Annotated in this window: 16 protein-coding genes; 14 read left to right on the top strand and 2 right to left on the bottom strand. The window is 25.7% G+C overall.

From position 1 onward, the window contains the following. Positions 1 to 331: 331 nt before the first annotated feature. The 10 genes from RWN11_RS01280 (at position 332) to RWN11_RS01235 (ending at position 9,738) form a co-directional block, all read left to right on the top strand. Complete coding sequence (locus tag RWN11_RS01280) at positions 332 to 529, top strand: hypothetical protein (RefSeq protein ID WP_314159984.1); 198 nt, start codon at positions 332 to 334, stop codon at positions 527 to 529. A gap of 280 nt (positions 530 to 809) precedes the next feature. Further along, a complete protein-coding gene (locus RWN11_RS01275; protein ID WP_314159983.1) occupies positions 810 to 1,100 on the top strand; it encodes a hypothetical protein in 291 nt (96 codons plus the stop codon). Positions 1,101 to 1,410: 310 nt separating this feature from the next. Then, positions 1,411 to 2,367 (top strand): ATP-binding cassette domain-containing protein, encoded by a 957-nt coding sequence (locus RWN11_RS01270; RefSeq protein ID WP_314159982.1) that lies wholly within the window; start codon positions 1,411 to 1,413, stop codon positions 2,365 to 2,367. Then, on the top strand, positions 2,360 to 3,148 hold the full coding sequence (locus RWN11_RS01265; RefSeq protein ID WP_314159981.1) for an ABC transporter permease: 789 nt from the start codon (positions 2,360 to 2,362) through the stop codon (positions 3,146 to 3,148). Before RWN11_RS01270 ends, RWN11_RS01265 begins: the two co-directional genes overlap by 8 nt. Before the next feature lies 1 nt (position 3,149). After that, on the top strand, positions 3,150 to 3,941 hold the full coding sequence (locus RWN11_RS01260; RefSeq protein WP_314159980.1) for an ABC-2 family transporter protein: 792 nt from the start codon (positions 3,150 to 3,152) through the stop codon (positions 3,939 to 3,941). A 467-nt stretch (positions 3,942 to 4,408) separates the two neighbouring features. Next, entirely contained in the window at positions 4,409 to 5,107 is a 699-nt protein-coding gene (locus RWN11_RS01255; RefSeq protein ID WP_314159979.1) for a hypothetical protein, read from the top strand. 757 nt (positions 5,108 to 5,864) lie between these two features. Then, positions 5,865 to 6,749: an ABC transporter ATP-binding protein gene (locus RWN11_RS01250; protein ID WP_314159978.1), complete on the top strand. Its 885-nt coding sequence runs from the start codon at positions 5,865 to 5,867 to the stop codon at positions 6,747 to 6,749. A gap of 4 nt (positions 6,750 to 6,753) precedes the next feature. After that, positions 6,754 to 7,524, top strand: coding sequence for an ABC transporter permease (locus RWN11_RS01245; RefSeq protein WP_314159977.1), 771 nt, complete (start codon positions 6,754 to 6,756; stop codon positions 7,522 to 7,524). 191 nt (positions 7,525 to 7,715) lie between these two features. Further along, a complete protein-coding gene (locus RWN11_RS01240; RefSeq protein ID WP_314159976.1) occupies positions 7,716 to 7,961 on the top strand; it encodes a hypothetical protein in 246 nt (81 codons plus the stop codon). A gap of 428 nt (positions 7,962 to 8,389) precedes the next feature. Beyond that, positions 8,390 to 9,738 (top strand): IS3 family transposase gene (locus RWN11_RS01235; RefSeq protein ID WP_314159975.1). Its coding sequence is split into 2 segments (ribosomal slippage): positions 8,390 to 8,879 and positions 8,879 to 9,738, totalling 1,350 coding nucleotides; the frame shifts between segments, so codons are not numbered across the junction. 232 nt (positions 9,739 to 9,970) lie between these two features. Here the strand turns inward: RWN11_RS01235 and RWN11_RS01230 are convergent. Next, entirely contained in the window at positions 9,971 to 10,075 is a 105-nt protein-coding gene (locus tag RWN11_RS01230; protein ID WP_314159974.1) for a putative holin-like toxin, read from the bottom strand. Positions 10,076 to 10,382: 307 nt separating this feature from the next. On the opposite strand from RWN11_RS01230, the gene RWN11_RS01225 reads away from it, so the two are divergent. The 4 genes from RWN11_RS01225 to RWN11_RS01210 all read left to right on the top strand — a co-directional run bounded on the left by RWN11_RS01225 (position 10,383) and on the right by RWN11_RS01210 (position 12,874). Beyond that, complete coding sequence (locus RWN11_RS01225) at positions 10,383 to 10,559, top strand: hypothetical protein (RefSeq protein WP_314159973.1); 177 nt, start codon at positions 10,383 to 10,385, stop codon at positions 10,557 to 10,559. Positions 10,560 to 10,929: 370 nt separating this feature from the next. Then, entirely contained in the window at positions 10,930 to 11,088 is a 159-nt protein-coding gene (locus RWN11_RS01220) for a hypothetical protein (RefSeq protein ID WP_314159972.1), read from the top strand. An 86-nt stretch (positions 11,089 to 11,174) separates the two neighbouring features. Further along, positions 11,175 to 11,834 (top strand): IS21-like element helper ATPase IstB, encoded by a 660-nt coding sequence (istB, locus tag RWN11_RS01215; protein ID WP_314159999.1) that lies wholly within the window; start codon positions 11,175 to 11,177, stop codon positions 11,832 to 11,834. Positions 11,835 to 12,331: 497 nt separating this feature from the next. Further along, a complete protein-coding gene (locus RWN11_RS01210) occupies positions 12,332 to 12,874 on the top strand; it encodes a hypothetical protein (protein WP_314159971.1) in 543 nt (180 codons plus the stop codon). Between the two features lie 485 nt (positions 12,875 to 13,359). On the opposite strand, the gene RWN11_RS01205 is transcribed toward RWN11_RS01210, so the two are convergent. Then, positions 13,360 to 13,488, bottom strand: a complete 129-nt coding sequence (locus RWN11_RS01205) for a hypothetical protein (protein WP_314159970.1) — start codon at positions 13,486 to 13,488, stop codon at positions 13,360 to 13,362. Positions 13,489 to 13,541 lie beyond the last annotated feature (53 nt).

Below are 13,541 nucleotides of genomic sequence, written 5' to 3'. Positions count from 1 at the left end.
CGTTATACCTTGTGCAAGGTATAACGATAAATGTAAAGGAGGTGAGGTAGTGAGTAACAGAAGAAATAAAAAAAACAGACTCTCACAAAGACAAGATGCTTGGGTTAGCAACTGTGTTAGCTATCTTAGAAATAGTAAACACAATTCTTGAAATCTTTGAAAAAGTCTGTAAATAGACCATTAGGGAACGGAGCTTATAAAAGCTCCTAGTACCTAAATGTTATTCACATTATATCATGAAAAAAGAAAAAATACAAACTATGATTATAGTATTAGGTATATTTACCGTGATAATTTCAATTATCTTAAAACTTATTTAGGAGGTTTTACAATGATAGATAAAGCGATTAAACAAATAGAAGAATTATTCAACAGTGACTTAACTGATTATAGAATTTCAAAAGATACAGGATTAACGCTTAGCGTTATTCAAAATTACCGCAGTGGTAAGTATGAATTAGAAAATATGACTTTAAAAGTCGCAAATAAATTAATTAGATATTCGGAGGAATTAAAAATGAGAAATTAGTATTTCAAGTGGATTTTAGAAGTGATGAAGATAGATTATATCAATTTTATATGAGGGGAAAAAAAGGGGGAAAGCCTCTTGATACTCTATAAAATCTACTATTTTTTGACTATTTTCTATTATAATTAAATTACAGCAAAATATACTTAAATTGCTGTTAAATTAACGTTTATTAATATTAAATATCATGAAGTATATTATGTCTAGAAAGTATGAGGTTTCAGCCGTTAATGAGAGATTTTATTGCACTAGTACCTCGATTCCAATAGATGATAATTTTATGAAATTCATAGATAAATTGCCGTATTCAGAAGATGTTAAGAGACTAGCTGGAACAAACCATCATATTAATAAAACAAGAGGGAAAAAACTATCTAGTGTAAGGAAGAGTATATATTCATTAATGTTTTCTATATCTATATTTCAAGAAGCTGATGAATTGACATTATTTAAGGACAAAATTAAAGTGGAGTTGGAGAAACTACGTTTATCATTACCAGAAAGGTCTTATGAATTTATAAAAAAAGAGATGGGGTTAAATTTTGATTGGCATAATAAATTAGTAAAATAAGAGGAAGTATTATGAAAAAGAGTTAAAAAACAATAGAAATAAATTACGCAATTCTGACCTCATCTCATGATTTAGTGAGATGGGGTTGTTTTTTTATTGTTTCAAAAATCACCGAATTTGCTAGAGAAAATAATTTCCTTATCGCAAATTAAAAGAAAAATAAACATAATATTCAGAAAATATTGACTTTATGAGAAAAACACGTTAATATAGTAAAAAACAAAAGAACAGGTTCTAGAAAAATAGTAGAATTTGATGAAGAAAATCATCGTAAATCGGATAATAAATTAGTAAAATAAAAGGAAATATTATGAAAGAGATAATTAGTGTTGAGAGTCTTAGTAAAGATTACATAATAAAAAATAGAGTTAGCTTTTTTAATACAGAAAAGACGGTTAAACAAGCGTTGAAGGATATAAATTTTAGTATTAAAGAAGGAGAAATTGTAGGATATATAGGAAATAATGGAGCTGGGAAATCTACAACAATAAAATTACTGTTAGGAATACTAACTACTACAAAAGGTTCAATAAAAGTGTTCGGTAAAGATCCGTTTGTAAATAGGCAAAAAAATGCTAAAAACATAGGTGCACTATTCGGACAAAAATCACATTTATGGTGGGATTTATCACTAATTGATTCTTTTGAGTATTTATCAAAAATCTATGAAGTAGATAATAAAGAATGGTTAGACTATTTAATAACAGAATTAAATGTAAAAGAGTACTTATATCAACCGGTAAGGCAACTATCTTTAGGGCAAAGAATGCGTGGGGAGTTTATAGCTAGTATTATTCATAAGCCTCAACTAGTGTTCTTAGATGAACCAACTATCGGTTTAGATATAGAAACAAAGAAGAAAATTATGGAATTAATACTAAAAATAAATGAGAAGTATAATACTACTATCATACTAACAACTCATGAGATTTCTGATATTGAAAAAGTATGTAAGAGAATGATTTTGATAAGTGATGGCGAAATTAATTATGATGGTGAAGTGAAGAGCTTCAAGCAAATTTTTAATAAATATAAAAAATTAAAAATGTACGGAGAGAATATAGTAGATTTGGCTAAAGAAGGAATATTGCCTTTACGTACAAATATTGATTCTAAAGAATTTGTTTTTGATGAAACTAAATTTAATGTGTTAGATATAATAAAACTACTACCTAATGAAAGTATTATTACACAAACTGAAGTGTTGGACTTAAATCTACAAGAAGTATTGCTTGTGAAAGATAAGACAGGTGATAAATATGAATAGATTTTTTGCTTATACTTTATATCAATATAAAAGTTTATTACAATACAAATTTAATACAGTAATGCAGATAATTGCATCACTTTCTATGGTATTAATACAGTATAGTATCTGGATATATGTTGAAAAATACAATTCTAAAAATATTGATGAAATAATAACTTATGTACTGTTTGCGATTATTTTACAAATAGTTTTACCTATAAAAATAATTACCAATTTTGTATCTGAGAAGATTTTAAAAGGTACTATTATTAATTATTTAAATAAGCCTAATAGATTAATAGTCATAACGTTTTTCACTACTTTAGGCAATTTTCTCTATAAATTAAAATTCCAAGTACTGTCGATTTTAGTTATTTATATTTTACTGTTTAATAATTTAATATTTAGAACTATATCTCTTAAGAGATTTGTACTTTTTATATTCGTGTATACTTTGAGTTATATTATTGCTTTTTTATTAGGTTATATTATTGCATTATTATCAACGGTATTTATAAGAATAAACGGTGTATCTGAATTAGTTAATGCTCTTCTTATTATTTTCGGTGGAGGGTTGCTACCTTTAGATTTATATCCGAAACTATTATTAAGAATATCAGAGGTAACTCCATTTTACGCTGTAATGTATGCACCTATTTCTATTATTGTACATGATAATGATTTAGGAAAAGTCTTATTTATTCTTGGTGTACAGATGTTTTGGTTAATCATATTATTGATAATTTCAAAAAAACTATCAAGATATGTATTTAACAAGTTTGATATAATGGGAGGTTAATATGAAGAAACATTTATATTTATATGCAGAGTTTTTTAAAATGGATGTAAAAAGGATATTGAGTTATAAACTAGATTTTATTATAGGAAATTTTGGTTATTTACTAGATACTCTTACAACATTATTTGTATTACTTATTACGCTTAATTATACAGAATTAATCGGTGGCTTTTCTTTATATCAATTGTTGTTTTTATATGGTTTTCTAACATTAACATCGGCATTATGGGAATTTTTCTTCGTTACAACTTTAGAAGTCCCATATTTAATTCAAACTGGAGAACTTGATTTATTTTTATTAAGACCACTAAATATTCTTTATCAATTTATTATTTTCCAATTAGATGAGGAAGCCTTATTTGAGTTAATTACAGGTGTAGTAATTGTGATTTTTTCATTATATAACTTAGATATTGATGTAAATTATTTATTTATAATAAAATTTATTTTATTTACAATATCTGCAGTTTTAGTAAGAGAGGCTATATACTTAGCATTAGTATCGATTAGTTTCTTTTCGATAACAAATGATGGTATAAAATCAGTTTTATGGCAATTGTATCAATTGGCAAATTATCCAGTTAATATTTATCCGTTTTTTATTAAAGTAGTACTAATAATTATTCCATTCGCATTTGTGGGATATTTCCCAGTGGTAAATTTAATAAATTTACATGATAGTTTTAATTTAGAAACATGGCTTTTAATATTATTTGGACCGCTTCTACTTATATTAATCTATAAAACAATATGGAATTTCGGATTAAAAAAATATCAAAGTACAGGATCATAATAGTAAAAAAGGTTAATGAGTTATGAGAAATAAGAACAAAGTGAATCATATAGGAGGTGTTTTTTATAGAATTTAATGTTAAATTAGCGAGAAGTTTGTATTTATGTTTGAATTTAATTTTGAGTGTTTTATATTCATACATAACGGTGAAATTTATATCTGTATATAATTTTCCTATATATTTTATTTTGTTAATAACGACTTTGATAGAAATATTTATTTTTTTAGACACTAGTTATTTCAGATTATTAACTAGTATAAAAACAAAGTATTTTTATTATATATTAATAGTTTTTTCAGTAGTAGTATTTATTCTTAAAAATAACATAAACTTATACTACGTATTAACATTTTATTTTGTCTATTATTTATTAATATCGATAGTGCTACTTAATTATAATTTATTTGTAATAGAGGAAAGTAAGTCTATCAAAGCTGGAGTGACAGATATATCCTTATATAGTAACTTGTCTAAATTGCTTGGCTTTTCTTTAGGAAGTTATATTTATAAGGTGAATATTGATGAATATTTAATAGTATTTATAATTATGTTTGTTTTATTTTCAAGTTTCAAAATAAATAATTTTAAAAATGAAACTGAGAAAAATTCTGAAAGATTAGTTTTTAATAAATTGAAAAGAAAATATATTATTATCAATACAGCGTTATTATCAGGAGCAGCAGTGTTTTTTATACCGTTGTTTATAAAACAATTAGCGGCTAGGAATTTAATACAATATTCTAGTATTATATTTTTTATACCAGGACTAACAGTAGTTTTATTTTTAATACTTACTAAGAAATATGATATAAATTTAAATAGAATACTTATGTTTTACATAATTTTTGATATAGTATTCTTCATATTGGTTATATGTGAGGTGTTTTTACCATTACAAGTGATATTATTATCTTTAATAGTGGCACTTGGGGTATCAATCAGTATAAAATTAAGGACTAATTTCATAAAAATTAATGATAAAGATTATAGAAAAAGTATAGTTCAAATTTTTCGAATAAGTGCACCATTATTTACTATTATATTGAGTTTTGTAGGATTATATGTAGAAAACATTGCTTATTATATTTTGCTAATAAATGCAATTTCGGCTATTCATGTATTGTATGTGAATTTAAGAAATAGAGAGCACACTTTATTAGATTAAGGAAAAGTTATTAGAAAAAATTTTAAAAATGAAAAATTAATAAAACAATGTACACTTAGTATTTTTAGAAATAGCTAGGTGTACATTTTTTATCTTAATTTAAGAAGTAATACCAAGTCATATTCCTATTTAAACTGGTATTTATTTACTTTAAAAAAACAAGAATTAATTTTTGAAAGCGTTTTTTTTTTTTTTTCTTTTCATATTGCTTTCAAATCGTTTTTATATTACAATAAAACTATAAAGCTTTATAACCTCATAAAATAAGGAGGACAAAAAAATGGTATTAGATATTGGAATTTTATAGTTTATAATGTAAAAAATAATAAAGAGAATCATCATTATTTTTTGAGTTTCTAATGATCTTAAAAAATTGTTGTTTCTCATTATAACTTGAATAGAGGAGAGGAGTCAGCTATTTTAACAGACGATAATGATTTTATAGTATTTGTTAAAGTAGATACTCGATTAATAAGCTACTCATTCAAGAAGATGCACTTTATTGTGTAAGCTACATATTAAAGAGTTAAAGGGGCTGACAAAAAGGTCCTAAAATTTAACAAAGTGTCTATGAGAACTCATAGACGCAGTGGTTTATTGATATCTAAAGTCGCTTTATAAAAGCTTTTTAGATATCTAATAAACTGTGCGGGGGTGACTCTAAAAAATCGATTTCTACGAAATCACGATTTTTGAGTCACTCCCTTTTCTAAAAAGTAATTAGAAGTAAAACGTAATATCGGAAGGAGGGAGTTAAATGGTAAAACTTTTAACAGTAAAAGATTTAGCATATAAATATAAAAATTCTAGTGATTACGCGATTAAAAATATTTCTTTTTCTGCGGAAAAAGGAGATATGATTGCACTTATAGGTAAAAGTGGTTCAGGGAAAACTACGATAATTAATTCTACATTAGGATTGTTTTCTAATATCGAAGGTGAGGTATCTTTCGGTGAAGGAGTGTCTGTTCGAGATGTGGATTATTGTATGCAAAATCAATCAGTAGATTGGTACTTAAATGTATACGACAATATTTATATGGGGCTATTATATTCTCAAAATACTATTAGTAGGAAAAGTGTAGATGAGATTATTGATGTTCTAGGTTTAAAAGGTAAGGAGAAATCTGATTTAACAGAATTATCTGGTGGACAATTGCAGAGAGTACAAATAGCAAGAAGTCTGGTGTCAGATTCAAAAATTTTATTTTTAGATGAACCTACTACAGGATTAGATGTAGTATTATCAAAAAATATATTAGAATACATAAAAAATAATAATAAAGAACATGCTGTATTTATATCTTCTCATGATTTAGATCTTATAGAAAAGTATTGTAATAAGATAATTTATATAAACGACGGGGAATGTTTATATTTTGGTGAAATGAGCACGTTCTTAAGAGAATATAATAAAGAAATAGTATACAATATTTCTTACAATGGTGAATTAAGTAGAGATATAGTAGAGAAATATAAAGATACTATTACAATCGTTGATGATAAAAATTTAAAAATTTTCTTGGAAAAAGAAGAGGAAATTTCGAATGTATTAAAATTATTATTGGCAGAAAATATTACAATAGGAAACTTGCAGAAAGAAGAAATTACCTTGAAGAGAATATTGGAATTGGAGGAGTAATTATATGAAAAATGTAATAAAGAATTTTTGGGCAACATCGTATATAGAATATAAGGCGATTGAAAATAATAAGCAGATTATATATACTCAGCTTATGGTTCCAATTTTGTACTTTGTATTCTTTGGATTTGGGATAGGGAACTCTTTTTCAAGTTTGGCTTTTAAAGGAGAAAATGTTAGCTATATTGAATATATTTTTGTTGGAATAATTGGAGTAATACTAAATTCTCAGATGAATCAGTCGGTTTATAGGGTGAATTTAGATAAAAAATGGGGACTTTTAGCGTATAAAAGAATAAAAGGAACATCGGCTATTTCTTATTTTTTAGGGAAATTAGTATTTCCATTAGGAATCACAATAGTCCAAGTATTACTAATTTACTTTTTATCGTTCTTTTTAGGAATAAAAATACAGATAGTTCCTTTCTTAAAAGTATTAATTATTGTAATTATTAGTCTAGTATTTTGGTTTTCTCTTGGGGTTATTATCTCATTAGGAACTGTATCGTATAGAACTAGAGACCTTATCTTGGGAACATTATTACTACCGATAATTTTTGCTGCACCGACTTTTTATAGTTTAGACAATTCTAAGGCGCTATATTATATATCAAAACTTAATCCATTAACTTACCAATTAACGAGTATGAGAACTGTAATTTTTGATATGGATCTTGATATAAATACTTATGTTACAATATTCTTAAGTCTAATAATGTTTGTTTTAGCAATAAGCGTGATAATAAGATCAGAATTATTAGGTGATGAGAGATAAAAGAATGTACACTTAGTTGTGATAGAGACGACTAAGTGTACATCTGTTTTATATGAAATGCATTATCGAGATTTTCGTATTGATACCATTGTATTTTCATATTAAAATAATGGTGTAAAGTTTAATAACACTATAAAAATAAAATTATACAGAATATGAAATTTCCACATACATAATAGGAGGTATTGATAATGGACAGTATATTAGGATCTATAGTTGCAACTATAACTATTGCTTTTCTTTATTTTATGTTTAGAAGGAATTCTCAACCTATTTTCAAACAGAATAAACAACAATTATTAGTAGGATTAATACCAATTGTTGTATTTTGTATATTCTTTCCAAAGGCTATCAAAATAGCCATAATTTTTTTAACAGTTGAGATTATTTTATATATAATAGATTATCACAATGAGAAGAAAAATTCTATAAAATAAAGTTATATAATTCAAAAAGTAAAAAGGGAAGTAATATTTATCTAGTTTTTAAAAGGAATTTATGCTTTTTTCATAATAATTTTACTATATCTTTTTAAAGTATTTTCTATGTTTTTGATAAAGATTTGTATTATAATGTTCATATGAATAAATTCCTTTCTGTAGTGTTGTAACTTATAGTTTAAAGGAATTTATTATTTTTTTTACCTTTTCCGTAATAATTATACTATATCTATTGACATTTACCACTTGAGTTTTATCTGAATTATGGTATAATAAAAATATAAAAAGAGTCTAGCGCTAACTAGACTCCAATGTAGAACCGTTTAAGACGGTAGCTTATATTTGAATTAAATTAATAACTCGTCCTACTCGCCAAAAGGGTAATAGCCCCCAAAATTTGGACAAATTTTGGAGGGCTATTTATTATGAAATTAACAGATGAAAATAGGATAGAAATGTATAGACTTAAGAAAGAAGGATACTCATACAAGGAACTGTCTAAAAAGTTTGAAATTGATCCTAGTAATGTGAAGTACATGGTCAAATTGGCTGATTTACATGGTGAAACAGTGCTGATTAAGGGGAAAAATAATTACTATCCACCAGAATTGAAATTAGATATAATCAATGAGGTTTTAATATTAGGACATTCTATAAAATCTACTTCATTAAAGTACGCATTACCAAACCCTGCTTTACTTAGTAATTGGATTTCAAAATTTAAAGAAAACGGGTATAATATACTAGAGAAACCGAGAGGAAGAACTAGTAAAATGAAAAATAATAATAAAAAGATAGAAAAAAATGAATTATCAAAAGTAGAACAATTAGAGAAGGAACTTGAGTACCTACGTGCGGAAAATGCAGTTTTAAAAAAGTTGAGGGAGATAAGGTTAAAACAATCTCAAACGAAGAAAAAACAAAAATAGTAGAAGAATTAAAGGAAACACATAGATTAAACATACTATTAAAGATTTTAGGCTTATCTCGTTCATCATATTATTATACAAAAAATAAAGAAGATAAAGATAAAAAAAATAAAAATATAGAAGAAGCTATTCTATTAATTCAGGAAAAGAACAAATATAGATACGGTTATAGAAGAATAACATTAGAACTTAAAAATATGGGATTTGTAGTAAATCATAAAAAAGTTTTAAGATTAACGAGAAAACTTGGTGTATTATCATTCGTAAGACCTACTAGAAAATACAACTCATATAAAGGAGAAATTGGAAAAATCGCAGATAATATAATAGCTAGAGATTTCTTCGCCTCAGAACCATTAAAAAAATGTTATACAGATGTAACTCAATTCAAGATTGGAGAGGATAGAGTTTATTTAGCACCTATAATTGATGGATATAATGCGGAGATAATAGCTTATAATATTTCATTCTCACCTAACATGGAACAACAGTATGAAATGTTATCGCAACTTCAAGATAATAGGTACGATGGCATGATACTACATAGTGATCAAGGTTGGCAATATCAACATATTACATATAGAGAAATTCTTAAAGCAAAAGGAATTAAACAATCAATGTCTAGAAAGGGAACATCGGCTGATAATGCATTTATGGAATCCTTCTTTGGAGTTTTAAAATCTGAGATGTATTACGGATTCGAAAATACTTTCAAGAATAAATATGAATTAAAAGAAGCTATTGTAGATTATATAAAATATTATAATGAGGAAAGAATAAAGTTGAACTTAGGTGGATTAAGTCCCGTAAACTATAGAAAAATTAATAGAAACAAATATAAATAAAAAGAGACTTTCATTCCCTTTTACAGTTTAGATTTCTCTCCTATTTAGTCAAGGACAAGGGCTACGCCTTTTAAAAATCCTTGACTAAATAGTTCAAAAAATCTAAAATAACTGTAAGGAATGAAAGTCACTAAAAGTAATAAAATTTACTGACTTTAAAGTTTAAAATACTAAACAAAAATAACTGAATATTTTGTCCAATTTTTTGGGTGCAGTACCAAGTGGGGACGGGTTATTTTTTGTTTTGGTCTTTAAAGATTTTATAGCACAAACCAATTAATGCGATAACAAATGTACCGAACATAAATAGAATCTGCACAACTTCAAAGGCTGTCAACTCAGGCTACCTCCTTTCTTGAAAGATTTTGGATATATGCCCATAGGCATCACCTACTTTCCTAAAAAAGAATAGCCACCGTCTTCACTCTTCTACATACCTATTATTATACAATAAAAAAGATTATTTTTCGACTGATAGAGCAACCTATCGTAGATTTTCAAGTCTACGGTAGGTCTTTTTTATTGATGGGGGTTCATTTTAATAAAAATCTTTTGTCTATAGATATAGGAAGAGTGGAGAATTTTTTTAAAGTCGGTACTCAAGATAAATCCAATTGTCCTATATCTACTAGGGGGATAAAACTATGAATTACAACAAAAAAGAAGAAATCAAAAAACTTAGAAAGAATGGTTTAGGATATAAACGTATTTCAGTTATTACTGGGTTGTCGCTTAATACTGTAAAGTCTTATTGTAGACGGTGGGATATAGAAAAAGAAACGAATGAGGATGTTAATAGATGTTTATTATGCATCAAATAAAAGGTAAAGTAGAATCTCAAATGAAAATATTAGATGAAATACGGGCATACAGTGGAACATTGACACTTAGCGGATTAGTGTAATTAGTAGAGAGGATAAATACAAGAGAAAATAACAAATTATCTCAAGCAACAGGTAAAATCCCCATTTTTAAATTTGAAAAAGAAAAAGATTCCTTATTATCATTACCACCTGAAAAAATAAGGAATCGATACAGAATCAAAACTAAAACCTAAAAAGTGAATAGTGTCGGTATGATTACAGTAGATACTAAGCAATATTCTATAGGTCGAAAATATATTGGACAAAATTATAATATCAAGTTATTGATTCGAATATATACATATACTCTAACACAAAACTTATTGAAATGCACGAGATAAGTAATATAAAAATAAACTATAATCCTGAACATTATAAAGAAGGTTTAAAAAATAAATTTTCAAATAAAGAAAAAACAGAAATAGAGGAAATGGCTAAACAAAATCTTAATAGTATAGGAGGAGTATATAAAAATGAAAATAACTAGCACATATGAGAGAATAATAAATAATCTAAATTTTTTAAAGAGTAAAGAGTCATTAGCTGTGCTTGATCAAACATTAGAACAGGTAAATAAAAAATAATCTTACCTTTATAGACGGATTTCTATACTTTACACAAGCACAGGTAGAAAAGAAAAAGCAAAATCTTATTCAACATTCTGTGAAAGTAGCAGAATTTCCTAGTGTAAAAACTTTATCGGAGTTTGACTTTGACTTTCAAGAATCAATAAATAAACAACAAATATATGATTTCAATTCATTGAGATTCATAGATAAGAAAGAGAACATAGTATTTTATGGAAATAGCGGTGTTGGAAAAACACATTTAGCTATTTCTATAGGAGTAACCGCAGCTCAGAATAGGAAATCCACATACTTTATTAAATGTGCACGTCTGATAGAAATATTAAAAAAAGCTCAGTTAGAAGGTAGACTAGAAGAAAGATTAAAGAAATTTTGTGGTTATAAATTATTAATAATAGATGAATTAGGATATCTTCCCATAACCAAAGAGGAATCTAAATTGTTCTTCCAATTAATAGATAGACGTTATGAAAAACATAGTACAATAATAACTACAAATATAAATTTCTCACAGTGGGATGATGTATTTGGCGATCCATTAATCGCTAGTGCAATAGTTGAGAGATTACTACACCATTTACATGTAGCTAAAATAACTGGAAATTCTTATAGACTAAAAGATTTTTTCCAAAAAGCAGATGAATAAAATGTACATTTTTATTTTGAATTTTTTTGACATATTTAGATTGACATTTACAATATTTTATGTTTAGAAGAAATTCTCAACCTATTTTCAAACAGAATAAACAACAATTATTAGTAGGATTAATACCAATTGTTGTATTTTGTATATTCTTTCCAAAGGCTATCAAAATAGCCATAATTTTTTTAACAGTTGAGATTATTTTATATATAATAGATTATCACAATGAGAAGAAAAATTCTATAAAATAAAGTTATATAATTCAAAAAGTAAAAAGGGAAGTAATATTTATCTAGTTTTTAAAAGGAATTTATTTTTTCCGTAATAATTTTACTGTATAAAAATTTGACGTAAATTATTTTTTTCGATATAATAAGTATAGAAGAAGTCGGAGAGTAATACCGACTCTAAAAAGAAAATACTCTCAAGTTGATGTAGTCGTAGGAGTCGCGACTCTAAAAAGAAAGGCTCTTTTTTTATACAGTAAAGGAAGATAGATTATGTCAAATATAAATAAAAATAGTTTATATTTTCATTTATTAACTGAAGATTATTTTAACATATATAATAGCTTAGATGAATTTCAAGAAGATGTTTCAAGAGGACATGGCGTTATGATACTTGGTATTAATGATCTTTTAATTGCTATTCCATTACGCTCGGGTATTTCAGAAAATTTAAAAAATGCAAGACATATTTTTCCGTATACAGTGTATGAAAAAAGTGATGGGAGAAAGTGTTTAAAAGCATTAGATTTCAGCAAACTAACTATTATTAAAGAAGAACATATAGACTATTCAAGAGTTTATCGTTTTAAGGATATAGAGGAGAAGAGATTTTATTTAAGTAATTCAAATCGTATTTTTACAAGAGTAAAAAATTATGTCCAAAAATACATAGATATTTGTAACAAGATAGAACAAAATAAGTTAATAACCAAACGAACTTTACAACCATATCAATATAGTACGCTTAGAAATTTTCATTCTGAATTAGGTGTAGTTATCACAAAAGAATTATTTATCAGTCAATTAGTAAAATAAATCAACTAAGCATTGGTAATAGCCCCCAAAATTTGTCTGAATTTTGAGGGCTATTACTCTAGTTAACTAGTCTTTTTCTTTATTATATATTTAATGATTATATATGATAGCGATATAAAAATAATATATTTTAAATTTGTTATTTTTATATTAATTATGTAAAGGATATTTATGATACTTGTAAAAATTAGTAATAAAATTATATCGATTTTATCAGTTAATATATTTAATTTATTTTTATTTGAATCTATTACTATGTAGAATATTCCAATAAGTGTACATATAAGTAAATAATTTATTATGAATGTGTTCTTTATTATTACATAATTTATTATATTGATAATTGTAATAAATTTAAAACAAGTTAATACGTTTTGCGTCACTGTTATCTCCATTTTTATTTAGGTATTTATCAATGAGACTTTAAAATTATGATTTTATTGAAATTAATTTTTTAAAGTTGATCTCAATGTTGATTAAGTTAATTATTTATCTTTTTTTCTTTTTTCTTTTAATTTTTCTATTTTTTTATTGACGAAATATGAACGTGTTCCTGATAACAGGCCTGTTATTACAGCGAATATTGCTATTTCTATATATTTTTCAGTATTCATTTTGTTATCTCCTATATATTTTATTATTAATTTATTTGATGTTGATAATATTT

Origin of the sequence: uncultured Gemella sp. (genome assembly GCF_963519265.1) — a bacterium.
Taxonomy (GTDB): domain Bacteria; phylum Bacillota; class Bacilli; order Staphylococcales; family Gemellaceae; genus Gemella.
The sequence above is the reverse complement of the archived record's forward strand: the minus strand, read 5'-3'. Positions and strand labels throughout refer to the sequence as shown.